The following is a 22751-nucleotide window of genomic DNA, read 5'->3' as shown; positions in this document are numbered from 1 at the left end:
CTGCATCACCGCTGTCACCGTCACGATGTCGAAGCGCGCCTTGAGATCGGCGATCGATAAGTCGAGTGGTGTCGAGACCGACCCACGGATCGCGAGCCGATACGAGCCTCCATCGATCTCGGGAAGATCGCCATGACTGCGCACGTAGAAGTCGCCGGCATCTGTCCGGAAGGCCGCCCGCAGGCGGTCGAGCGGCGGCTCGGCATTGTAGGGCGCTTCGCCGTGGACGATGAGATGCTTCTTGCGCTCCGACAGGTTCATGCACGCTCTCAGTGTGAGGCAGGGACTCGGGCATGAAACGCGCTCGGGGCCCAATGGTCCCCGAGCGGATCGCAATCACGGTTGCGGCTTGAGGTTCGTGAGGTAGTCGATGATCGCTGCCGAATCCTCCGGCGAGATCGGCGCGTGATACACCTTCGCCATCTTGTTCACGGTCTCCGTCCATTGCGCCTTGGTCAGCTTGGGCTGCGTCAGCACCATGCCGGCCGAGTGGCAGGCGAGGCAGTTGTTGTTGATCGCCTCCGCGCCCGGACCGTCGGGAAACGTCCGATCGGACGACGGAAGTTCGATCTCTTGGGAGGAAAAGTGCATTGGCTCGGACTCCGAAGCGGCGAGAACCGCAACGGGTGACGAGACGAGCACCGCAAGCAGCGAGATGCTACGGACAAAGAACATCTGTGCTCTCCCTCAGGCGGCCTGGAAGCGTAAGGTTTCGATGCCGTTCTGCATGAAACCGTTGGTGTTCCAGACGGCCTCAATCGGCTGCACAAGACCGTTCGTATTCGTGCAACGGACCATGACGGCATGCGAGCCTGCCGCGAGCGCTGGCAGGCTGCCTGTGAAACGGCGGAAACTATACGTCCCCTCGTCCGCTCCGAGTTCGGCCGGAAACCATGATGCTCCGCTGTCCCCAGAGAACTCGACGGACTTGACGCCGCAATCTCCCCCGAAAGCGATGCCGCGCAGGGCTACCGGAGAGCCGGCCTTCACGGAGCCACCATCACGCAAATTGGTCACGAAGGAGCGTGGCACCATGCGGTTGATCGGAACCGTCTTGAAGCCCGTCTGGCCGGGCTTGATATTAGCGCCGGGCACGTCCGGAATCCGGTAGGCGGTCTTCATCCAGTACAGTTCGTCTGGCTTGTCGAGGACTTCGATGTCGGACAGCATCTTGACCCAATAGGTCGAATACCAGCCCGGCACGACGAGGCGCAGGGGGAAACCGTTGAGCAACGGCAGCTGAGCACCGTTCATGGCGTAAGCGACCATCACCTCGCCGTTTCGGGCATGGTCAAGGTCTAGCGATTTCTTGAAATCGGGGGCTTCGTCCACGACAGGTTCGTCGAGACCGCTGAACCGAACCTGCACCGCGCCAGCCTTCACTCCAGCCTTGTCGAGCAGGTCCTTCAGGCGGACTCCCGTCCAGCGCGCGTTGCCCATCGATCCATTGGCCCATTGCGCGCCCGACACGCGAGGCTCGAACAAACCACGCGAGTTTCCCGAGCATTGATTGACTGCAGCGATTTCGAAACGCGGCAAGGTCGCAATGTCTTTGAGTGAAAGCGATACCTCGCGCTCGACGTGGCCGTGGATCTTCAGCCGGAATGCGTCAGCATCAATGGCACTTGGGATCGAGGCCCAATGCCAGCGAACATAGAATCGGTCATTTGGTGTAAAGACACCCTCGTCGAACACTTCGAATGGCGTCTCGAGCAGCGGCGGCCGCGTGCGCTGCAGGATCATTTTTCCCTTGCCAGGAAAGATCGTGGTGAGCTCACGCTGATCCGGCCCACCGGGAAGTGGAAGCCTGACTCGATCGTCTGCCCATGCCTCCGACGAAGGAAGCAGTGCCGCCAAACCGCCCAATCCCAATCCTCGGATGAGCTTTCGCCGATCCGTCGAAGCGAGAGATCCCACCTGCTGCCTCCCCATCAAATTGGCGTGCCTTGGCGACTTGACGCGGGCGACGCGTCATCGGCTCCGTCAGCCAAGGAACCCAAGCAACACGATTGGTACAATAGCTCTCAGGTGCCGACCAATGCGCAGGGACGACAATTTCATTCGTAAAATCAGAACGTTCGCCACAAACGCTAATCAGAGGTAGCGATGACGTCCCCCAGGAGCGTATTGCAGCTGCGATCAGGCCAAAAGTCGACGTACAAAGAGGTTCAGGCAGCATTATCGCTGGAATCGCTCAGACCTAACAGGATCCATATGGCGGCAAGTTGCATCGGCAGACCCGCGAGAAACATGACGAAGCCCGCCCATTTTTGGTCGACAAGAGGCGGCACGTTCCAGAGGCAAATCACGTCAAGATAGGGCGTGTAGAGCACGTCGGAAGCAAGCATCCAGACCACGGCGACGGCGGTCATCGGGATACTCGCGACCCAAAGCAGCGACGCTGCCCGCCAGTTGGCCAAGGCTTGTCGGGTAGCGGGAATGGCCTGCGCCCAAATCAGGAGACCAGCAGCGAGTTCGAGAAGACCAAGCGGCGCGGCGTAGAGCGCGTTGGCAAGCGTCGGCTCCAGGATTCCAGGCAGGCTCACCGCGACGCTGAGCGCGCAGAAGGCCGTCAACGCCAGAATCGGGTCGAAGGCCAGAGCGAAGAAGCGGGCGGTTCGAGGTCCTGGCCTGTCAAGGGCAAGGAGGAGAAGCGGCGGCGCGATCTGGTTGAGAACCATCAACGCAGCGGTGTAGCTCGCCATCGAGGCCAGCGGGTCGCGCAGGCCTAGCCCGGCACCCGAAACGACCGCGATCCCCGCGGCACCGGCAGCCAGCCGGCCCGGGCGGTGCCGGCGCTCAGACACCGCCCAGCAGGGCGCTGAAGTCGCGCGCTAGCGCGGCCGGGTCGCGGGTCTGCGCGTAGCCGTAGCGTAGGCGTCGGCGACCGGACGGGTCGACGGCCGTGACGAAGGAGCTGTGATCGAACAGGCCGCCCTCGGCGCGCCGCCAGGTCACGCCCCAATCCGCGGCGGCGCGCGCGACCGCCTCCGACGAGCCGGTCAAAGCGACGAAAGGCGGACTCTGCCCGAAGCTGCCAAGATACTCTCCAAGCGCCGCCGCCGGGTCGGCCGCGGGGTCGAGACTGACGAACGCAATGCGCACCCTCGCCGACTCATCAGGTGTCAGGCGGGCCAAGGTGGCCGACAGGTCGGCGAGCGTCGTCGGACACACGTCCGGGCAGCGCGTATAGCCGAAGTAGACCAGGACGAGCCGACCGCGTTCGGCGGCGAGGTCGAAGGGCCGGCCGTCGAGCATGGTCAAGGCGAGTGGTGGCGTCGGCGCGGCCACCACCGGCGTTCCGACCAGGGCCGGGCCAGAGTTCGACGATCTCCACGGAAGTGCGACTGGCAGTAGTGCGACCAGCGCGAGGATCGGCAGCGCCCGCAAGAGCACGCGGACCGGGAGGGCCGGTCTGCTCACCACACGTTCCAGCCGTGGGCGGCGGTGGCGTTCTGCAGGAACGGCCAGAAGATCGGCACGTAGGCCGCGGCCGTAGCGAGGGCCATGAAGGCGGTGATCAGCCCAACGTGCTCGAGAGCGAGGGCCAGTTTCGAAACCGTCTCATGCGCGACGACGCCGACCGGCTCGCCACCGTCCAGGGCGTAGCTTTCACGGCCGCCGAAAGCTTGCGCGAACGGAATCGAGGGGCGTCGGTCGAGGCGGCGCGTGGCGAGACTACCGAGAAACACGGTGTAGAAGGCGATCGTGGCAAGCCACAGGATGCAGCCCCCGACCGCCACCAGGATCAGGGCGAAATGCGCGTCGCCGTAGACCCGGTCGTAGACGGAGCGCGGCAGCATCGAAACCCAGGCCCGGCGCGGCACGCCGTGAAGGCCCGCCCAGTGCATGCCGAGCGCGAAGACCGACATCCCGGTGAACCAAAGCCAAGCCGAGGCGAGAGCCAGCCGCCGGCTTAGCAATCGTCGTCCCGTCAGGTGCGGCAGCATCCAGAACGCCACGCCCATAAAGGTCAATGCCGAGGCCGTGCCGACCGTGATGTGAAAGTGGCCGGGCACCCAAGTGGTGTTGTGAACGATGTTGTTGAGCTCCCAGCTACCGTTCACGATGCCGCCAGCGCCGCCGAAGATGAAGGTGAGCATGGCAAGCACCTGCGCGGCGACGCTCGGATCGCGCCACGGCAAGGCGGTGAACCAGCCGATGACGCCCCGGCCGCCGCGCAGCCTCCCGGCATATTCGAGGCTCAACCCGATGGTGAAGGCCGTGACCAGGCTCGGCAGCGCCACCGATAGGGTGAGTGCCGTCAGGATCCCGCGCCAGATGGGTGAGAAGCCGGGGTCGGTGAATTGGTGATGGCTTCCTACCGGCAGCGAGAAGATCAGCAGCAGCGCGAAGGTCAGCCGCGCCATTGGGTCGGAGACGAGCTTGCCGCCGATCTGCTTCGAGAGCAGCCCATACCAGGACACGTAGGCCGGCATCAGCCAGAAGTAGACGATCGGGTGTCCGGTCCACCAGAACAGGGTTCGGGCGACGATCGGATCGACCGTATCGGTGAACCCGAGCGCCCAGGGGTTGAGTTGGACGACGAGTTCGATCAGGGCGCCCCCGCCGGCGAGCGCCCACATCAGCATGGTGGTCAGGCTCATGTAGGTGACGAGCGGCGTAATCTCGCCGGGCCGACGCGCCTTCCAGCGGGCTCGCAGGTCGAGCAGGATCGGCAGCGGCATCAGGCTGCCCGCCACCACCAACGTCATGCCGAGATAGAACCACGCGCTGCCCTTGAGCGGCGGGTAGAATGTCCACAGCACGCTCGACGAATTGTCGAACATCGCGACGAGCAGCATCAGCGTGCCGAGTGCCATCGCCGCGAAGCAGCCACGCCACAGCGCCATGTTCGGCATCAGCCCGAGTTCGCGCGCGGGCAGGTAGACCAGCAGGCCGCAGGTGACGAAGAAGGTGAAGATGTAGGCGTTGAGCACGCCGTGAATCGTCAGGCCCTGATAGTAGGTCTTGAGGAGCGGCGCGAGGGACGGGTAGGCGTTGACGCCGCCGTAATTGAGCGCCTGAAGCGGGCCGATCATCGCTCCGATCATCAGGGCCGAGAAACCCCAGACCAGGAAGGCGAGCATGGTGCGCCGCTGCGGCGCCAGCGCGTCCGCGGGAGCGTCGATCGAAGCGGGCAACGCGGCAGGGATCGCGGACGCGCTCATGCCGGGTCTCCCTCGACGACGATGCGCCCGAGCATGCCCTGGTGCTCCAACCCACAATATTCGTTGCAGACGATATTGAAGGTGCCGGGACGGTTGAAGGTGTAGCTGACGCTGCCAGTGATACCGGGCACCGCCGTCACGTTGACGGTGGTGCCCTGGATCGCGAAGCCGTGGAGCACGTCGGCACTCGTCACGCGGAAGGTCACGGTCGCGCCCTTCGGGATGCGCAGCGGGCTCGGGCTCCAGCGCCAGAGTCGGGCGACCATGGTGACGGTGTAGGCGTTCGGGCCGGTCTTCTCGATACTGCCCTCCGGCGCCTCGATCGCCGCCGGGTCGCGGCGGAAGCCGTCGGTGCGCACCACCACGCCGTAGGCGTAGACGACGATGAACATCGTGCCGGCCAGCAAGAGCGTGAGCATCAGGATGGCCACGAACACCCAGACGCGCTCGTGGCGCTCGGCAGCCTTGTGGAAAGCGGCCTCGAACTCCGAGGACGCGGCGCTCTCGCTCATCGACTGATCTCAGCTGCGGGTGTGGAAGACGAGCGCCGCGAGGCACCAGACGATCACGATCGAGGCCACGAGGAAGACGGCCACGACCCAGGTCCCGACCGGCCGCACCGGCTCGGACGTCGCATGAGCGATCGTTGCCGGCGGCGCAGCGCGGCGAAGACTCTCGTTGTCGCTCATTTCCCCTGCTCCGCCGCCGCCGGTACCGTGCCCGCCGGTGGTGTCGATGCCGGATCGCCGAGGACCGCCCCATTGACCGTCTGGCCGTACATCGAGTTCGCATTGTCGTGGAACTTGGCGCGAGTCTCGGCGACGCTTCCGGTGAAACGGGGATCCTGGGGGCGGACCTGGCTATCGACATAGGTGGCCACGTCCCAGGCCTGTTGCGGGGTCAGGCTGCCACCCATGCCCAACGGCATGTTGGCGTGAATGAATTCGGCAGCGTTCTTGATCGACCCCATGCCCGCGCCCCAATTGTACGAACGCGGTCCCCAGAGTGGAGGGAAGACGACCTTGCCGTCCGCCGACTGGCCGAGCCCGTCGCCGCCGTGGCAGGCGGCGCAATGGTCGGCGTAGACCTGGGCACCGCGGTCATAGTCCGGTTTGGTGTCAGGTTTCGGCAATGCGGGAAAGCCGCGGCCGGGCGGTGCCTCGTCGGTTGGCAGACCCTTGGCGAGAAAGAAGGAATAGCTTTCCAGCGCCACGAGGACAGGGTCACCGAGCGGCGGCACCTTCCCGTTCATGCTATAGCGGAAGCAGCCCTGAAGCCGCTCCTCGAACGAGTTCACGTGTCCGTTCTTCGCCTGGTAGGCCGGATAAGTCACGTAGGCGCCCCACATCGGTGCGGAGCCGGCGAGCCGCCCGGCATCGAGGTGGCAGTTCGAGCAGCGCAGGTCGTTGCCGACATAGGCCGAGGCATGCGTGCCGGGTTCGCGGAAAATCTTCTCGCCGAGGCGGACCTCGTCGCCGAACTTGCCCTGCGGAATCGCGCTTTCGGGGGGAGGAACGAAAGCGGCTTTGTCGCTCGCATCCGCGGCATGGGCGGCAGGGGAGCGGGCGGTCCAACCCGCAAGGCAGCTCAGTGCGGCGAGGCTGGCAAAGGCGATGGGGATGCTCGCGGGCGTGGTCATCGATCGGCGCTCCTCTGCGATCCACCGGGCTTCGGGTCGAGTGACGCCGCGTAGGCGGCCAAAGCCTCGATGTCGTCAGACGAAAGCCGCGCCGCGATGGCCTGCATGTAGCTCCCGCGCGGGTCGCGCGGATCACCGTCGCGCCAGCGATGCAGCTGGTCGGCGATGTAGGGGCCGGATTGACCGGCGAGCCGGGGCGTGAAGCTGCCGACGCCGACGCCGTTTGGACCATGGCATTGCGTGCACGCGATCAGCTTCGTCTGCGCGTCGCCCCGTTGGAATAGCGCCCGACCGCGCTCGAGCTGCGCCGGTGGCGCCGAGACGGCATCGACGGGCGCCGGTATGGGCAGACCCGCGAAATAATCGGCGACCGCGCGGCGCTGATCTGGAGTGAGCGCCTCTGCATAGGGGGACATGATCGGATTGCGGCGCTTGCCCGAGGCGAAGTAGCCGAGCTGGTCGGCGATGTAGGAGGCGTGCAGCCCGGCGAGGCGCGGGATCCCGACATCCGGCTGACCGGCGCCGTCCACGCCGTGGCAGGCGGCGCAGGCCGGGCGGTCGCGAGACGCCCCCTGCACGGCGATCGTCGCGCCGATCGTCGCTGCTTTGTCGTCGGCACGCGCCGGACCCGCCGCTTGGATGACAAACGCACACAGCAGGCTGCGCATGACGATAAATCGACCGGTTCGCAGCGCGCGCTGCGGCCGGTTGCGGGCCAAGCGGTCCATCGCTTCACATCGCATCATCATGCGAGAGTGAGCGGGGGACTGAACAGCGTCCATTCGTATGATCCGAACGGTGTTCATCGCGGGTGCTCGCCGCCGAGCGCCTCGGCCCTGAGTGCTGCCAGACGCGCGCGGGCCACGGCGGCCCGGTCGAGCACGGCGCGTGCCTCCTGCAACATCACGTCGCCCTGGCGCGTCAGGCGTAGGCCGCGCCCCGACCGGTCGAACAGCGAGAGCCCGTACTCGGCTTCGAGCGCCGCGATCGTGGCGCTGACCGCCGACGGCGCGGTATGCAGAACCAGGGCCGCGCGGGTCAGGTGCTCTCGCTCGGCCACGGCCACGAAGACGCGCAACTGGTGCAGCGTCATGAATCGACCTCCCATCTCTTGCTACCTCAGCCGCCGCGGTAAGGCTTGAAGCCGTACCGCTCGAAGATCTGCAGCGCCTCGGGCGAGTGGATGAAGGCGAGCCAGGCCTGCGCGGCCTCTGGATGCTGCGCGCCCTTCACCTGCGCCCCCGCGTAGATCGCCGTCGCGTTGTCGGACTCGGGGATGTCGACGTGACCGATCGGGTTGCCGACCTGCTCCTGGAACAAGGCCTCGGACTGCCACGTCACGCCAGCCTGCGCCCGGCCCTGCATCAGGAACAGCGGCGTCTGACGGTGGTGGATGTGGGTGAGGATGGTCGAGCCGTCCTTGACCTTGGTGTCGTAGACGGCCGTCTCCAGCGCTTGGCCGCCAGCCTTTCCAAGCGACATCTTGATCTGCCGCGCGATGCCCTCGAATTCCGGGTTCGGCATCGCCAAGCGGATGTCCGGATTGCCGAGATCGCTCAGGGTCTTCACGCTGGCCGGATTGTCCTTGGGCACCATGATGGTCAGCGTGTTCGTGACGTACGGCACCGCCGGCCCGACGAGCTTGCCTTCGCCGATCAGTTCCTCGACCTTCTTGAGGCCCGCGAAATACGCGTCGGGTTTGACCGTGAAGGTCATGTTGCCGACGGTGATCGTGCCGCCGGCCTCCATCTGCTTGACGAGCAGGCCCGGCGGGATCGTCTCCCAAAAGATCCGGCCCTTATATTCGGGGTGGCTCGCCTCGAAGGCCTTCACCAGCGGCGCCATCGCGAAGAAGTAGTTGCCGCCCACGAACAGCACGAGCTTCGGGTCATCGAGGCTGCCGTGAAAGTCGGCGAGCACGTCGACCTCCGGCACCGTGAAGGGCAGGCCGCGGGGCGCGGCGTCGTTGTTGTCGCCGTGCTGCCACGGCGGGAACGGGCCGGGCGGGGACTTTGCGTTCTCGGCCCGCGCGCCGAAGGCCAGCGCGAGGGCGAGGGCGCACCCGGCGAGAAGAGTTTTGCGGAAATCTCGCATTGGAATCCCCTCACTTCGCGTAGTGGAAGCCGACCTGCTGCAGCTCGGGCAGCGTGCCGACGGCGCCGGGCGTGAGGATCACGCCGGGGATGAGGTGGTTGGTGAGCTCGGCCGCGAGCGCCTCGTGGCTGAGCTTGTCCGGGTTGACGCCCTTGGCGATCAGACCGCCGGCCTCCTCCCAGATTGCGTTGTGGCAGGAGGTGAAGACCACGCCGCGCCGCATCAGCACTGGGATCGAATTGTCTTCCGGCGAGAACACGCCGGCCGGATCCTCGAAGTTTTTCGGATCGGCCGAGGCCGCCTTGCCCTCGACGATGAGCGTGTTGGTCTTGAATTTCGGGCCGGCCAAGTCGGCGAGCTTGTACTTGGCCCAGGTCTCCTGGTCGAAGAGCGCGAGGTGCGCCGTGCCGTGCGTCGCCGAGACGGCCAGGAAATCCGGGTGGCGGAACGACCAGACCTGCGCGTTCAAAGCGTTGCGCATCAGGTTGAGCCAGGGGCTGGCGATGTCTGTGTTGTCCCAGACCTGCTTGGGCTTGGGCCGATAGGCCATCACCTCGGTGAGTGCCTCATGGTCCCATTCCTCGGGCTTTGTCAGGATCATCGGCACGGTCTTGAAGTCGCGCCGCCGCGGCGCCTTAGCGAGCCGCTCCATCAGGCCGCGAAGATCGCCGGCGCCGGGCTCGATCAGGGAGACCGGCTCAGCCGCCTTCGCAGAGCGCGGTCCGAGGACCGGCAAGCCCGCCGCGCCCGCGGCCAAGCCGAGGCTCAAAATCTGAAGCAGCCCGCGTCGTCCGGTCCGATGGTCGATGATCCCTTGGGACATGATGAGTCTCCTTCCTGCGTGGGGATGCGCTGTTCTCAGCCGATGATGGCGAGCCAAGCCGACCCGACCGCTGCGATGGTCAGCGACACGGTCCAGAACAGGACCCAGCGCATGTGCCCGCTGGTCTCGCCCTGGCGGGCTTGATCGACGGTTTCGATCGTCGTGCCTTCACTCATGGCGACGCTCCTGTCCGCTCGTTTTGAAGGGGGCTGGCGCGGCTCGCGTGCGGAAGTGCGCGAGAGCCGCGCCAGAGGATCAGTTCCCGATCAGCTGGCGGGCCGGTCCGCCGGTCTCTTGACCGCGGCCGCGCTGGTAGCTCGGGAGCGCGGGGTTCTTCGCGTTCGCGCCGTCGGTGTCTGGACTGACGATGATCGGTTCGCGCGCCGGAGCTTCGAGAGCGTCGAAGGTGGTGTAATGAGATTCGGGCATGGGGACGGGTCGAGCTTGCGCTGCGCCCACCGATGCGAAGGCGGCCGAGCCGGCGAGAGTGAGGATTGCGAGCATGCGTGTCATGGACTGGTTCCTTCTCGTGTGAGGTCACGTTCGTTCGTGATGTGAGGAACCTAGTTGCCTGCTATTGTTCAATCCAAAAGTATGATTCGCACGTTTCAATCACCAATATAGATTGGTTGCTCGGTTCGTTCGCGAAAGCCGTACAGTCCGTTGCGCGCTGGGGGTGCTACATGACCTCGCGCCGGATCTCGGCCGCGGAGTTCGCATTGTCCGATCCCAACCTCCTGGATATCAGCACTGGCTTGAAGCCTCTGTCGCGGCTTCAGCATCCGCGTGACGTGATCCGGCAATTCACGCCGAATTGGTTCACGGTTGTGATGGGGACGGGGGTGGTCGCGCTTGCACTCGACCGACTTCCGGCCACGCACGCGTTGCTCGCGTCGGTCTCATTCGGACTATGGCTGGCCGCGGGCGCCATTTTCCTCGCCTGCTGCCTGCTCTATGCAGCGCGCTGGATCTTCTTTTTCGAAGGGGCGAGCCGGATCTTCGGCCACTCGACCGTGTCGATGTTTTTCGGCGCGATCCCGATGGCGCTGGCGACGCTGCTCAATGGCCTCCTAATCTTCGGACCGACTCATCTCGGCCTCGCGCCAGCGGCCCTCGTGCTACCGCTATGGTGGCTCGACGTAGCGCTCGCGATGATCTGCGCGGTGGCAATCCCGTACTTGATGTTCACTCGCCAAGAGCACCGTATCGACCAGATGACGGCGGTCTGGCTGTTGCCGGTGGTTGCGGCCGAGGTAGTCGCGGTCACTGGCGGCCTGTTGGCTCCCGCTCTGTCCGAGCCGGGACAGCAACTCGCGGTGATCGTCACGTCGTTCGTATTGTGGGGCGTCTCGGTGCCGCTCGCGCTGAGCATCCTGGCGATCCTGGTGCTGCGCATGGCATTGCACAATCTGCCGCCGCGCGAGATGGCCGCATCCAGTTGGCTCTCGCTCGGCCCGCTCGGAACCGGCGCGCTCGGTCTGCTCGTTCTTGGTCAGGCGGGCGGCAATGTACTCGCCGGCCAAGGCTTTCCGGGTGCACCGGAGACGCTACGCCTCGTCGGTCTGATCGGCGCGCTGATCCTGTGGGGCTATGGCGCGTGGTGGTTTCTGCTCTCGCTGGCCGTCACCACGCGCTATCTGCGGAGCGGCGTGCCGTTCAACCTGGGCTGGTGGGGCTACATTTTCCCGCTCGGCGTCTATTGTCTCGCGACGCTTCGGATCGGGGATGTCACGGGCATCGTCGGCTTCAGCTGGCTTGGCGCCGCTCTCGTCGCGATGCTGAGCCTGATCTGGCTCGTCGTTGCGGTCCGCACGGTCTGGGGCGCCTACAAGGGTGAATTGTTCGTGGCGCCGTGCCTCGCGGGATGAGCGGGCCTGCCGACCCGCTCCAGATCCCGTCAGAACCGGATCATGCCGAGCCACACTGCGCCGACGGCCAGGATCGACAGGACCATCGTCGCGAGCAGCACCCAGCGCATGTGGTTGGATGTCTCGCCTTGCCGTCCCTGGTCGACGGTCTCGACGATGCGCTTCTCGGTCATTCGATGGCTCCTTTCGATATTCGCTCATTTCTCAATGTTCGAGCCGCAGGTCGGTTGCTCCTTCCGTCCGGCAGAGCGCAGCCGCTTCGGTGAAGGCTTGCTCGAGGCGACCGAATGCAGATCGATCGGCTGCCAGATTCGCCGGACTGGGGTGAGGGGCCGTGAGGACGGCCGCCACACGCTCTCGCACCTGTTCCGCGAGGGCTCCCGCCACTGCTCCCAGGAGGACCACCGCCTCCAGCCGGGGCATCAGGTCGAGCAGATCGGGGAGAATCACGCGAGCAGCCGCCCTGTCGCGTGAAGAGGGCAGGCCGAGTGCTCTTCCCCTGCGCGGGAGGGTCCATGGCACCGCGTTCCAGAGAACCGTATCGCGGCGCGATACTCTTGAGACGGCGAACAATCGTCTCAAAGTCCGCGCCGTACCAGTCGGGTTGTCCCGCGAGGTAAAGCGGATCGCCGCCGAGCTGGGACCCGGGGTCGAGAGGAGAAATAGCAGGCGCGCGTCGATCCCACCGTCGAACGGATCGAAATGCGGGACCTCGCCGTAGGTGTGGCGCAACGCTTTCGCGTAGGTTTCCAACGCAGCGACATGCGGCGAACCGAGACCCGCGAGGCGTTCGACGATCGCCGCTGAGTTGTCGAGCAGGTTTTCAGTCATACGCTTCGAAACGCGTGGGGACGCGAGAGCAGACGGAGATTCTCGTTAGGTAGCCTTGGCAATGAAGCGCAGCATCAGTGCGACGCTGGCAACGCTCGCAACGCCGCCGAGCCAGAGCAACACGAACCAGCCGAGGCGGGCGGCCAAGCCCGGAACCTGTTCGTGGTCAAGACGGTGGCGCATCGTGTCATTCCTCGACTGCGTTCCGGCGGTGGCACCTCAATGGTAGCCGTGTTCGGGATCGACCTTCCCGCGAAACACCCAGTAGGCATAGGCGGTGTAGGTCAGGATGATCGGGATCAGGATGGCGGTCCCGGCGAGCACGAACACTTGGCTCTCGTGCGGCGCAGCGGCCTGCCAAATCGAGATTCGCCCCGGCACGACGTTCGGCCATATCGAGACGCCGAGCCCGACGAAACACAGGAAGAACAGCACCAGCGACAGTACGAACGGCTTGTAGTCGTGCGCGTCGGCGAGGCTGCGCAGCAGGAACAGCGCCACGGCGGCGACGGCAAGCGGCACCGGCGCGGTGAGCACGATGCCCGGCCACGCGAACCAGCGCTGCCAATAGGCCGCTTCGAGGAACGGCGTGGCGAGGCTGACGGCGACGATGAAGCCGAGCGTGCCCAATGCAAGCGGACGTGCGAGCTTCAGCGCCCGGATCTGGAGCTCGCCGCCGGTCTTCATGATGAGCCAGGTCGCGCCCAGCAGCGCGTAGCCACAGACCACCGCCGCGCCGGTGAGCAGGCTGAAGGCCGAGAGCCAGTCCCACCATCCGCCGGCATAGGCGCGGCCCGACACCATAACGCCTTGCAGCATGGCGCCGAGCGCCACGCCCTGGCCGAGCGCGGCGACGAGGGAGCCGCCTGTGAAGGCGATGTCCCAGACCGGACGCGCGCGCTCGGTTCGCCAGCGGAACTCGAAGGCGACGCCGCGCAGGACCAGGCCGAGCAGCATGGCGATGAGCGGCGCGTAAAGCGCCGGCATCAGCACCGCGTAGGCGAGCGGGAAAGCGGCGAACAAGCCGCCACCGCCGAGCACCAGCCAGGTCTCGTTGCCGTCCCAGACAGGGGCAACCGAATTCATCATGACGTCGCGATCGTGCCGCTCTGGGCAGAACGGAAAGAGCAGCGCCACGCCGAGATCGAACCCGTCGAGCACCACGTAGGCGAAGACCGCGAAGGCGACGATAAAGGCCCAGATTGTGGGCAGATCGAGGTCGGTTAAGCTCATCCTCGCGTCCTCATTCGCCCGGCTGCAGGCCGTGGCCTGGGGTGATAGCCGGACCAGGGGCGAGGCCGGCGGTGCGCACTGGCTCGGCCGGGCTGGGGCCGCGCTCGCCGAGATGCGGCGGGGCGCTCATCAGGCGGAGGATGTAGAACATGCCGGCCGCGAACACCGCGAGGTAGATCGCCGCGAACGCCGCGAGCGAGCCGGCCACTGCCGGGGCGCCGAGGGGCGAGACGGAGTCGGCCGTGCGCAAGACGCCGTAGACGGTGAAGGGCTGGCGCCCGACCTCGGTCGTCGTCCAGCCCGCGAGCACGGCGACGAAGCCGGCCGGACCCATCGCAAGCGCGTAGAGATGCAACGTCCGCCAGTCGCAGAGCTTGCCCTTGAGCCTCGCGAGGAGTCCGAACAGGCCAAGGCCAAGCATCAGGAACCCGAGGCCGACCATGATACGAAACGACCAGAACACGACCGGCACTGGCGGCCAGTTCTCGCGCGGCACGCTGTCGAGGCCGGCGAGCGGCGCGTCGAGGCTGTGCTTCAGGATCAGCGAGGACAGTTTCGGGACTTCGACCTTGTAGCGGACCGTGGCCGCATCCTGATCGGGCAGGCCGAACAAGACGAGCGGCGCACCGTTAGGATGGCTCTCGAAATGGCCCTCCATCGCCATGACCTTGGCCGGTTGATGCTCCAGCGTGTTGAGGCCATGGGCATCGCCCGCAAAAATCTGAAGTGGCGCGACGACGAGGACGAGGCCCATCGCCATCCCGAACATTACGCGCACACCCTCGTGTTCTCGGCGCCCGCGCAGCAGATGCCACGCCCCAACCGCGCCGACGACGAGTCCGGTGGTGAGGTAGGCGGCGAGCACCATGTGCACGAAGCGGTAAGGGAACGACGGCGAGAACACGATCGCCCACCAGTCGGCGGGCACGAACTGCCCTTGGGCGTTCGTCGCGTAGCCGGCCGGCGTCTGCATCCAGGAATTGACGGTCAGGATCCAGAAGGCCGAGAACAGTGTGCCGGCCGCGACCAGCAGCGTCGCAAGGTAATGCAGGCCTTTGCCGACACGCCCCATGCCGAACAGCATCACGCCGAGGAAGCCCGCCTCCAGGAAGAAGGCAGACATCACCTCGTAGGCCATCAGCGGACCGACGATCGGTCCGGCCTTGTCGGAGAAGCCCGACCAGTTGGTGCCGAATTGGTAGGACATCACCACGCCGGAGACGACGCCCATGGCGAAGCCGACAGCGAAGATCTTCAGCCAGTACTTGAACAGGTCGAGATAGACCTGCCGTCCGGTGACGAGCCAAAGACCCTCCAGCACGGCGAGGTAGCTCGCGAGCCCGATCGAGAAGGCCGGGAACACGATGTGGAAGCCCATCGTGAACGCGAACTGAGCGCGGGCGAGCAGGACGGCGTCGAGATGGGCCATGACCGTTAGAACGCTTCTCGTGAAGTTCAGTCCCCAGCCGCGGCAATGACTGCCGCTGGGGCGAAGGCTCAAGCGATCCCGAGCAGCCGGATCAGGCCAAGGCTCGCTGCCGTTAGGGCGACGAGGGAGGCTATGACGGCCATCGTGACGCGAAGGCCGGCGCCAGCGACGCTGCGCACATCCACTCCGAGCCCGAGGGCTGCCATCGAGACGATGGTAAGGAGGTTAGCCGTCTCGGCGATCGGGGCAAGAGCGGTCTGCGGGATGAGACCGGCCGAGCGAAGACCCGCCACGCCGAGGAAGGCGAGGATGAACCACGGCACGAGATGGTGGACCGCGACCCTGCCTGATTTCGGACGATCACCCGCCGTGACGTGAGGGGCCGGCGCGTCGGTCTCCTCCCGCAGACGGCTCGCGCCGACCGAGAGTGCCAGCACGACCGGGCCGAGCATCAGCACCCGCACCAGCTTGACCAGCGTGCCGACCTGAACGCTGAGCGCGGCGACCGGCGCGGTCGCGGCGAGCACCTGCGGCACGGCGTAGACGGTCAGGCCCGCGAGCACGCCGTACTGCATTGGCGACAGGCCGAAGAGCGGCACCAGCAGCGGCAGGCCGAGCACGACCAGCACGCCGAGGACGGCGGTGAAGGCGATCGATGAGGCGACATCCTCGCCGTCGGCGCCGATCACCGGCGCGGTCGCGGCGATGGCCGAGTTACCGCAGATCGAGTTGCCGCACGCGACGAGGATCGCGAGGCGATGGTGCAGTCCCAGAGCCCGGCCGATGCCGTAGCTCGCGGCAATGGCAAGCGCGACGACCGCCGCGATCCCGGCAAGCAGGCTGGGGCCCGCTGCTAGCAGCGTCCCAAGGCTCAGCGAAGCCCCGAGCAGAACGACGGCGATCTCCAGCACCGTCTTCGCGCCGAACGCAATGCCGGGAAAGAAGCGCTCTGGAGGCGTCCAGGCCGTGCGCAGCGCGGTGCCGAGCAGGATCGCAAGCACGAGCGCCTCCAGCCAAGCCCGGCCAAACAGGTGACCCTCTGTCGCCTCCAAGCCGAGCGCTGCAGCAGTGACGACGATACACAAGCCGAAGCCAGGGAGGATCCGCTGGGTCGCGTGGTGAAGCTTATGAAAGGGGTTTGCTCGCTTGCGCACGGTCATGGATGGCTCCGATCTGCCCATCCAAATTCGGCCTCTACGTTTGATCTTTCCAACAGAATGTTTAGATCATTTCAATCTGATCTACGGATTGATAGAAAGTGCGCAGCTGGGCTTTAGATGCGAGGTCGGCGCGAGACGACGACTAATTTAGTCGGATCGATTTGGGATTGAGCATTGCGAAGCGACCTACACACGCACGCCCTAAAATTTTAGAACTGCTGTATTCGAAGGTGGATGCAGCGTTTGAATTTTTGCAATCTGCAACTTATCCGCCAAAGCCGCCATTCGATCGTCGCCCTTGCATAAAACGCTTTGACGTCTTGCGATGTCCCAATGTACTCAGTGGCGTGTGATGGGGATGGAGCTCCCCGACAACTGCCCGTGAGGGCTGATGGCTCCTGCTGCGAGGGCGTGTGATTGCCCGTTCGCGGCGGGAGTGCGTCCGACGCCAACCCGCCGCGAGGCGGGTTTTTGTTGCCCTCTCCAACTGGGGAAAGGGTCGGCGGTTGAACGTCTTGTTGGTATTCTTGGGTGGCGGCTTGGGTTCCGCTGGACGCTACGGCGTCGGCGTGCTGTCCCTGCGGCTTGTCGGAGGCGCTTATCCCTGGGGCACCTTCGCCATCAACGTCGCGGGCTCCTTCGCGATGGGCGTCATCGCAGAGTATTTCGCCCTGAAGAGCGGCCTGTCGCAGCCGCTCCGGCTGTTCCTGACGACCGGCATTATGGGCGGCTTCACGACCTTCTCGACCTTCTCCCTGGAGACCGGCCTGCTCTACGAGCGCGGCGAGCTCGCGGCCGCTCTGCTCTACGGGGTCGGATCGTAGCGGCCGGCGTCGCTGCCTTGATCGGAGGGCTCGCGTTGGTGCGCACGCTGCTGGACGGGGCGGTGGCGTGACACTGTCCTGGCTCGGCGTGCTGGTCACGTTCCAGGTCACGTTCACCGAGCGGTTCATCGCGGCCACCGTGCTCATGGCAGCCGCCCCTCGGTTCGGGGGGGCGCAGCATCCTGGCGGGGAAAGCAGTAGGTTTGTCTGCAGTCGTCTGCTTGGCTGGCGTAGTGAAGGCGGCTGCCTACACCATCGCGCTCCACTGGCTGGACTGGGTGTCTGCCTTTCTGCTCCTCGGCTCGGATCGGTATCTTCCAGCGACTGCCGCATTGGCTGCTCGACGGGGTCGCCGCCATTCTTGTGACGGCCTACGGGAGCCGTTTTCTACCTGAAGCCCTCGCGCCGCGCTGATCGCATTTGACGAACGTGCTGGAATAGATCATCGTCCAAAACGTGGGATGGGGATGGAGCTCCCCGACAACTGCCGGGTCCCTAAGACCTGGACGATAGCTCCTACCGAGCGCTTCCGGCGCGGGTAGGGCTATGCTTTCCCCACTTCCGGCTCGCTCATCGTCGTCAATAGCCCTCGCGAGAGGGCAGCGCATGAGTTGTCCGCCCATGATCCCCTTCCGACCGAAAGGCTGACGTCACCGCCCCCGACCCATCGATGATGGGCCGGTCTGCCGTCGCGTCCGCATCAAAGCAAGTCCTGGCAAGAAAAAAGGCGGAGTCTTTCGACTCCGCCAACGATCTCGTCATGCTTTGCGGCGGTGTTTGCTTCATCCATGAGAGACTACGTATTTACGTACCGCGAACTGACAGATCAGTTATTCGCAAACACAAAATGAAAGTAACCAGCGGACGTTCGGAGTCAATGCCAACTAAGCGCAAAAATTCTGATAGATAACCAAGGTACTTTTATTTTTTTCAACAGTATAAATTTTAACCTGATAGATCTGGTGATCTTTCGGGGTCATTTGTCGCGTCTATACATGTTTGACTGATGTCAATGCAAGATATACTGTCGCACTTATAAGAATCTTATTGTGTTTGGTTTTGAGATCGATATGAATTCGATCGCTAGTCTTGCCGTTCTCACATGGAGCTGATGCTGGCGGGACAGCTGTCGGAGGGTTTCAACACAACCGACATCCAGTGCCGGTCGCGAGACCGGCCGTTCAACGCGACGACGCCGACCTGACAGGACGATCAGGCGGCAGAGATCGCTGCGGAGGAAAAACCTGATGAGAAAGATGCTTCTCGTGGCATCTGTGGCTTACGCCGCCACGTTGCTTCCTGCGGCTGCGAATGAGCAGCTTCAGAAAGAGATCCAGAACAACAAGCAGTGGGCCTTCCCGGGCCACGATTACAGCAATCAGCGCTACTCGACGCTCGACCAAATCAATTCCAAGAACGTCAAGGATCTCCAGGTTGCCTGGACCTTCTCCACCGGCGTGCTGCGCGGCCATGAGGGCCAGCCCCTCGTGATCGGCAACATGATGTACGTTCACACGCCCTTCCCGAACATCGTCTACGCGCTCGATCTCGACCACGAGCAGAAGATCGTCTGGAAGTACGAGCCCAAGCAGGATCCGGCCGTCATCCCGGTGATGTGCTGTGACACGGTCAACCGTGGCCTGGCCTATGCCGACGGCGCCATCATCCTCCACCAGGCCGACACCACCGTCGTCTCGCTCGACGCGAAGACCGGCAAGGTGAACTGGTCGGTCAAGAACGGCGATCCGTCCAAGGGCGAGACCAATACGGGCACGGTGCTGCCGGTGAAGGACAAGGTCATCGTCGGCATCTCGGGCGGCGAATTCGGCGTGCAGTGCCACGTCACCGCCTACGACCTGAAGACCGGCAAGAAGGTCTGGCGCGGCTACTCCGAAGGTCCCGACGATCAATTGCTCGTCGACCCGGAGAAGACGACCTCGCTCGGCAAGCCGATCGGCAAGGACTCGTCGCTGAAGACTTGGGAAGGCGACCAGTGGAAGACCGGCGGTGGCTGCACCTGGGGCTGGTACAGCTACGACCCGAAGCTGAACCTCGTCTATTACGGCTCTGGCAACCCCTCGACCTGGAACCCGTCGCAGCGTCCCGGCGACAACAAGTGGTCGATGACCATTTGGGCACGTGACGTCGACACCGGCATGGCCAAGTGGGTCTACCAGATGACCCCGCACGACGAGTGGGACTACGACGGCATCAACGAGATGGTGCTGACGGACCAGAAGGTCGACGGCAAGGAGCGCCCGCTCCTGACCCACTTCGACCGCAATGGCTTCGGCTACACTCTCGATCGCTCGACCGGAGAGCTTCTCGTCGCCGAAAAATTCGATCCGGCCGTAAACTGGGCCACCAAGGTCGAGATGGACAAGAGCTCCAAGGAGTACGGTCGCCCGCTGGTCGTCGCCAAGTTCGCTCCTGGCCATAATGGCGAGGACGTGAACAACAAGGGCATCTGCCCGGCCGCCCTCGGCTCGAAGGACGAGCAGCCTTCGGCCTACTCGCCGAAGACCAACCTGTTCTACGTGCCGACCAACCACGTCTGCATGGACTACGAGCCCTTCAAGGTCTCGTACACGCCTGGCCAGCCGTATGTGGGCGCTACCCTGTCGATGTACCCCGCGCCGAACTCGCACGGCGGCATGGGCAACTTCATCGCCTGGGACGGCGTGAAGGGTAAGATCGTCTGGTCGGATCCGGAGCAGTTCTCGGCCTGGGGCGGCGCGCTTGCCACCGCTGGTGACGTGGTCTTCTACGGCACCCTCGAGGGCTACCTGAAGGCTGTCGACGCCAAGACGGGTAAGGAACTCTACAAGTTCAAGACCCCGTCGGGCATCATCGGTAACGTGATGACCTACGAGCACAAGGGCAAGCAGTTCATCGCCGTCCTGTCGGGCGTCGGGGGCTGGGCCGGCATCGGCCTCGCGGCCGGCTTGACCGACCCGAACGCTGGTCTGGGTGCCGTCGGCGGCTACGCGGCGCTCGCCAACTACACCAACCTCGGCGGCACGCTGACAGCCTTCGCTCTGCCGAACCAATAAGCCATCGCCTAGCTGCGATCATGGTGCCGGCGGGAAACCTGCCGGCATCTCTCGTTTGGTGTCAGACCTGCGGAGACGCGCTCATGGCCCGAGTATCGTCGGACGAGCCGGACAGCGAACTGGCGGAAATGGACGAGCTTGCTGCGGAGGAACGCCGTGCGCCTGTTGCGTTTCAGCGCCGTACCGGGCGGATCATCATCATCGCTGTGGGATTGGCTGTTCTGCTTCTGATTGCGGTAGTGGCTTGGTACGCTAGTCGCTAAGTCCACCTTTTCGATGCCCTGTCGTGGTGCTTGCTCGCGGTCTCACCGCTGTAGCGCCCCCTAAGTGATCTTTCCGATGCCCGCTTACCGTTCCCGCACCACCACCCATGGCCGCAACATGGCCGGCGCCCGCGGCCTCTGGCGCGCGACCGGCATGAAGGATGGGGATTTCGGCAAGCCGATCATCGCGGTGGTGAACTCCTTCACGCAATTCGTGCCGGGACACGTCCACCTGAAGGATCTCGGCCAGCTCGTCGCCCGCGAGATCGAGCAGGCCGGCGGTGTCGCCAAGGAGTTCAACACCATCGCCGTCGATGACGGCATCGCCATGGGCCATGACGGCATGCTCTACAGCCTGCCGTCCCGCGAGCTGATCGCCGACAGCGTCGAGTACATGGTCAACGCGCACTGCGCCGACGCCATGGTCTGCATCTCGAACTGCGACAAGATCACCCCCGGCATGCTGATGGCGGCCCTGCGCCTGAACATCCCGGCGGTCTTCGTCTCCGGCGGCCCGATGGAGGCCGGCAAAGTCGTGATGCACGGCATCACCCGCAAGTTCGACCTCGTCGACGCCATGGTCGCCGCCGCCGACGATCGCGTCTCCGACGAGGACGTTGCAGTGATCGAGCGCTCCGCCTGCCCGACCTGCGGCTCCTGCTCCGGCATGTTCACGGCCAATTCGATGAACTGCCTGACGGAGGCACTCGGTCTCTCGCTGCCGGGCAATGGCTCGACGCTGGCGACCCATGCCGACCGCCGCCGGCTCTTCGTGGAAGCCGGGCACCTCATCGTCGACCTTGCGCGGCGCTACTACGAGCAGGACGATGCCGGCGTCCTGCCGCGTGGCATCGCGAGCTTCGCCGCCTTCGAGAACGCGATGACCCTCGACATCGCCATGGGCGGCTCGACCAACACCGTGCTCCACCTCCTGGCGGCGGCGCACGAGGCCGAGGTGCCGTTCACGATGGCCGACATCGATAGGCTGTCACGGCGCGTGCCCGTGCTCTGCAAGGTCGCGCCGGCCGTGGCGAACGTCCACATGGAGGACGTGCACCGCGCCGGCGGGATCATGGGCATCCTGGGCGAGCTTGCTCGTGCAGGGCTTCTCGATACCGGCGTTGGTAGCGTGCATGCGGAATCGCTCGCGCAGGCTCTCGAGCGCTGGGATGTCCGCCAGACCGGCAGCGAAAGCGTGCACCAATTCTATCGCGCCGCCCCCGGCGGCGTGCCGACCCAGACGGCCTTCAGTCAGAGCGCGCGTTGGGACGAGCTCGATCTCGACCGGGAGAGCGGCGTGATCCGCGAGGCCGCACATGCCTATTCGCAGGATGGCGGTCTCGCCGTTCTCTACGGCAATCTCGCAGAGGACGGCTGCATCGTGAAGACGGCGGGCGTCGACGCCTCGATCCTCACCTTCACGGGCACGGCGCATGTCTTCGAGAGCCAGGACGCGGCCGTCGACGGCATCCTCAACGGCCGGGTCACGGCTGGCGAGGTCGTGCTGATACGCTACGAGGGTCCGCGCGGCGGCCCCGGCATGCAGGAGATGCTCTACCCGACGAGCTACCTGAAATCGAAGGGCCTCGGCAAAGCCTGCGCTCTGGTGACGGATGGCCGCTTCTCGGGCGGCTCCTCGGGATTGTCGATCGGACACGTCTCCCCTGAAGCAGCCGAGGGCGGCCTGATCGGGCTCGTGGAAAGCGGCGATCGAATCGAGATCGACATCCCCGCCCGGCGCATCAATCTGGCCGTGGATGCGGCCGAACTCGAGCGGAGGCGTTCCGCCCAGAACGCACGGGGCTGGCATCCCGCCGCGCCGCGCAAGCGGCAGGTCAGCACGGCACTCCGGGCCTATGCGCTCCTCGCGAGCAGTGCCGCAAAGGGTGGAGTGCGTCAGTTACTCGACGCATGAAGGACGCGTTCGCCTCTTGGCAGGTCTGGGCCGCTCTGTCGGCCGGATTTGCCGCGCTAACGGCCATCTTCGCCAAGGTCGGGGTCGAGAACGTCAATTCAGACATGGCGACCTTCATCCGGACCATCGTCATCCTGTGCGCGCTGGGCGCTATCTTGGTCGGCACCAGCCAATGGCAGTCGCTCTCGTCGATCTCGGGGCAGAGCTACCTGTTCCTGCTGCTGTCGGGCTTGGCTACCGGAGGTTCCTGGATCTGCTATTTCCGCGCCTTGAAGCTGGGGGACGCGGCGCGCGTCGCCCCGATCGACAAGCTCAGCGTGGTAATGGTCGCGGCGTTCGGCGTGGCCTTCCTCGGCGAGCGGCTTTCCGGTCCCAACTGGCTCGGCGTTGCGCTGATCGCGGCGGGCGCCGTCCTGGTGGCCTACAAGGGCTAGCTGGCACTCGCGCC

Annotated in this window: 26 protein-coding genes, 1 pseudogene and 2 riboswitches; of the genes and pseudogenes, 6 read left to right on the top strand and 21 right to left on the bottom strand. The window is 65.1% G+C overall.

Going from position 1 to position 22751, the window contains the following annotated elements:
• From HCU64_RS14610 to HCU64_RS14540, 15 genes are all read right to left on the bottom strand, one after another.
• Nucleotides 1-261, bottom strand: a 261-nt coding sequence (locus HCU64_RS14610) for a molybdopterin-dependent oxidoreductase (protein WP_233384730.1), incomplete at its 3' end; no start/stop codon positions are given.
• A gap of 75 nt (nt 262-336) precedes the next feature.
• Nucleotides 337-675: a c-type cytochrome gene (locus HCU64_RS14605; RefSeq protein WP_233384728.1), complete on the bottom strand. Its 339-nt coding sequence runs from the start codon at nt 673-675 to the stop codon at nt 337-339.
• Nucleotides 676-687: 12 nt separating this feature from the next.
• On the bottom strand, nt 688-1932 hold the full coding sequence (locus HCU64_RS14600; protein WP_233384727.1) for a molybdopterin-dependent oxidoreductase: 1245 nt from the start codon (nt 1930-1932) through the stop codon (nt 688-690).
• 236 nt (nt 1933-2168) lie between these two features.
• Complete coding sequence (locus HCU64_RS14595; protein ID WP_233384726.1) at nt 2169-2807, bottom strand: cytochrome c oxidase assembly protein; 639 nt, start codon at nt 2805-2807, stop codon at nt 2169-2171.
• Complete coding sequence (locus HCU64_RS14590) at nt 2800-3423, bottom strand: SCO family protein (protein ID WP_233384725.1); 624 nt, start codon at nt 3421-3423, stop codon at nt 2800-2802. Before HCU64_RS14590 ends, HCU64_RS14595 begins: the two co-directional genes overlap by 8 nt.
• Entirely contained in the window at nt 3420-5171 is a 1752-nt protein-coding gene (locus HCU64_RS14585; RefSeq protein ID WP_233384724.1) for a cbb3-type cytochrome c oxidase subunit I, read from the bottom strand. The genes HCU64_RS14590 and HCU64_RS14585 overlap by 4 nt, the downstream gene beginning before the upstream one ends.
• The gene (locus HCU64_RS14580; protein WP_233384723.1) at nt 5168-5683 is read right to left on the bottom strand and encodes a cytochrome c oxidase subunit II; all 516 of its coding nucleotides are present in this window, start codon (nt 5681-5683) and stop codon (nt 5168-5170) included. Before HCU64_RS14580 ends, HCU64_RS14585 begins: the two co-directional genes overlap by 4 nt.
• 9 nt (nt 5684-5692) lie before the next feature.
• The gene (locus HCU64_RS14575) at nt 5693-5860 is read right to left on the bottom strand and encodes a hypothetical protein (protein ID WP_233384721.1); all 168 of its coding nucleotides are present in this window, start codon (nt 5858-5860) and stop codon (nt 5693-5695) included.
• Nucleotides 5857-6810 (bottom strand): c-type cytochrome, encoded by a 954-nt coding sequence (locus tag HCU64_RS14570; RefSeq protein WP_233384720.1) that lies wholly within the window; start codon nt 6808-6810, stop codon nt 5857-5859. Before HCU64_RS14570 ends, HCU64_RS14575 begins: the two co-directional genes overlap by 4 nt.
• A complete protein-coding gene (locus tag HCU64_RS14565; RefSeq protein WP_233384718.1) occupies nt 6807-7478 on the bottom strand; it encodes a c-type cytochrome in 672 nt (223 codons plus the stop codon). Before HCU64_RS14565 ends, HCU64_RS14570 begins: the two co-directional genes overlap by 4 nt.
• Nucleotides 7479-7612: 134 nt before the next feature.
• Nucleotides 7613-7903, bottom strand: a complete 291-nt coding sequence (locus tag HCU64_RS14560; RefSeq protein ID WP_442785963.1) for a LysR family transcriptional regulator — start codon at nt 7901-7903, stop codon at nt 7613-7615.
• A 26-nt stretch (nt 7904-7929) separates the two neighbouring features.
• Entirely contained in the window at nt 7930-8904 is a 975-nt protein-coding gene (locus tag HCU64_RS14555; RefSeq protein ID WP_233384717.1) for a molybdate ABC transporter substrate-binding protein, read from the bottom strand.
• A gap of 10 nt (nt 8905-8914) precedes the next feature.
• Nucleotides 8915-9727, bottom strand: a complete 813-nt coding sequence (gene tetH, locus HCU64_RS14550; RefSeq protein ID WP_233384716.1) for a thiosulfate dehydrogenase — start codon at nt 9725-9727, stop codon at nt 8915-8917.
• Nucleotides 9728-9762: 35 nt separating this feature from the next.
• On the bottom strand, nt 9763-9903 hold the full coding sequence (locus HCU64_RS14545; protein ID WP_233384715.1) for a hypothetical protein: 141 nt from the start codon (nt 9901-9903) through the stop codon (nt 9763-9765).
• Between the two features lie 79 nt (nt 9904-9982).
• The gene (locus tag HCU64_RS14540) at nt 9983-10240 is read right to left on the bottom strand and encodes a hypothetical protein (RefSeq protein WP_233384714.1); all 258 of its coding nucleotides are present in this window, start codon (nt 10238-10240) and stop codon (nt 9983-9985) included.
• A gap of 206 nt (nt 10241-10446) precedes the next feature.
• Between HCU64_RS14540 and HCU64_RS14535 the strand changes: the two genes are divergently transcribed.
• On the top strand, nt 10447-11595 hold the full coding sequence (locus HCU64_RS14535; RefSeq protein WP_233384774.1) for a TDT family transporter: 1149 nt from the start codon (nt 10447-10449) through the stop codon (nt 11593-11595).
• A 29-nt stretch (nt 11596-11624) separates the two neighbouring features.
• Here HCU64_RS14535 and HCU64_RS14530 read toward each other — a convergent pair whose 3' ends face one another.
• The 6 genes from HCU64_RS14530 to HCU64_RS14505 all read right to left on the bottom strand — a co-directional run bounded on the left by HCU64_RS14530 (nt 11625) and on the right by HCU64_RS14505 (nt 16248).
• Entirely contained in the window at nt 11625-11768 is a 144-nt protein-coding gene (locus tag HCU64_RS14530) for a hypothetical protein (RefSeq protein ID WP_233384713.1), read from the bottom strand.
• A gap of 31 nt (nt 11769-11799) precedes the next feature.
• The gene (locus tag HCU64_RS14525; RefSeq protein WP_233384712.1) at nt 11800-12426 is read right to left on the bottom strand and encodes a uracil-DNA glycosylase; all 627 of its coding nucleotides are present in this window, start codon (nt 12424-12426) and stop codon (nt 11800-11802) included.
• Between the two features lie 45 nt (nt 12427-12471).
• Nucleotides 12472-12609: a DUF2474 domain-containing protein gene (locus HCU64_RS14520; RefSeq protein WP_233384711.1), complete on the bottom strand. Its 138-nt coding sequence runs from the start codon at nt 12607-12609 to the stop codon at nt 12472-12474.
• A gap of 36 nt (nt 12610-12645) precedes the next feature.
• Nucleotides 12646-13659, bottom strand: a complete 1014-nt coding sequence (cydB, locus tag HCU64_RS14515; RefSeq protein WP_233384709.1) for a cytochrome d ubiquinol oxidase subunit II — start codon at nt 13657-13659, stop codon at nt 12646-12648.
• A 10-nt stretch (nt 13660-13669) separates the two neighbouring features.
• A complete protein-coding gene (locus HCU64_RS14510) occupies nt 13670-15088 on the bottom strand; it encodes a cytochrome ubiquinol oxidase subunit I (protein WP_233384707.1) in 1419 nt (472 codons plus the stop codon).
• Between the two features lie 68 nt (nt 15089-15156).
• Nucleotides 15157-16248 (bottom strand): YeiH family protein, encoded by a 1092-nt coding sequence (locus tag HCU64_RS14505; RefSeq protein WP_233384705.1) that lies wholly within the window; start codon nt 16246-16248, stop codon nt 15157-15159.
• 345 nt (nt 16249-16593) lie between these two features.
• Nucleotides 16594-16656: riboswitch (Fluoride riboswitch) on the top strand.
• Nucleotides 16657-16754: 98 nt separating this feature from the next.
• Between HCU64_RS14505 and crcB the strand changes: the two are divergent.
• The 5 genes and pseudogenes from crcB to HCU64_RS14480 all read left to right on the top strand — a co-directional run bounded on the left by crcB (nt 16755) and on the right by HCU64_RS14480 (nt 22737).
• Nucleotides 16755-17143: pseudogene (crcB, locus tag HCU64_RS14500) on the top strand (fluoride efflux transporter CrcB).
• A 383-nt stretch (nt 17144-17526) separates the two neighbouring features.
• Nucleotides 17527-17598, top strand: a riboswitch (Fluoride riboswitch).
• Between the two features lie 721 nt (nt 17599-18319).
• The gene (gene xoxF5 / locus HCU64_RS14495) at nt 18320-20125 is read left to right on the top strand and encodes a lanthanide-dependent methanol dehydrogenase XoxF5 (RefSeq protein ID WP_233384704.1); all 1806 of its coding nucleotides are present in this window, start codon (nt 18320-18322) and stop codon (nt 20123-20125) included.
• Between the two features lie 83 nt (nt 20126-20208).
• Nucleotides 20209-20388, top strand: a complete 180-nt coding sequence (locus HCU64_RS14490) for a hypothetical protein (protein WP_233384703.1) — start codon at nt 20209-20211, stop codon at nt 20386-20388.
• Between the two features lie 76 nt (nt 20389-20464).
• The gene (gene ilvD / locus HCU64_RS14485; protein ID WP_233384702.1) at nt 20465-22303 is read left to right on the top strand and encodes a dihydroxy-acid dehydratase; all 1839 of its coding nucleotides are present in this window, start codon (nt 20465-20467) and stop codon (nt 22301-22303) included.
• The gene (locus HCU64_RS14480; protein ID WP_233384701.1) at nt 22300-22737 is read left to right on the top strand and encodes an EamA family transporter; all 438 of its coding nucleotides are present in this window, start codon (nt 22300-22302) and stop codon (nt 22735-22737) included. The genes ilvD and HCU64_RS14480 overlap by 4 nt, the downstream gene beginning before the upstream one ends.
• The last annotated feature ends 14 nt before the right edge of the window (nt 22738-22751 follow it).

It is taken from the genome of Methylobacterium sp. C25 (assembly GCF_021352225.1).
GTDB lineage: Bacteria > Pseudomonadota > Alphaproteobacteria > Rhizobiales > Beijerinckiaceae > Methylobacterium.
This window is presented reverse-complemented; position numbering and strand designations above follow the sequence as displayed.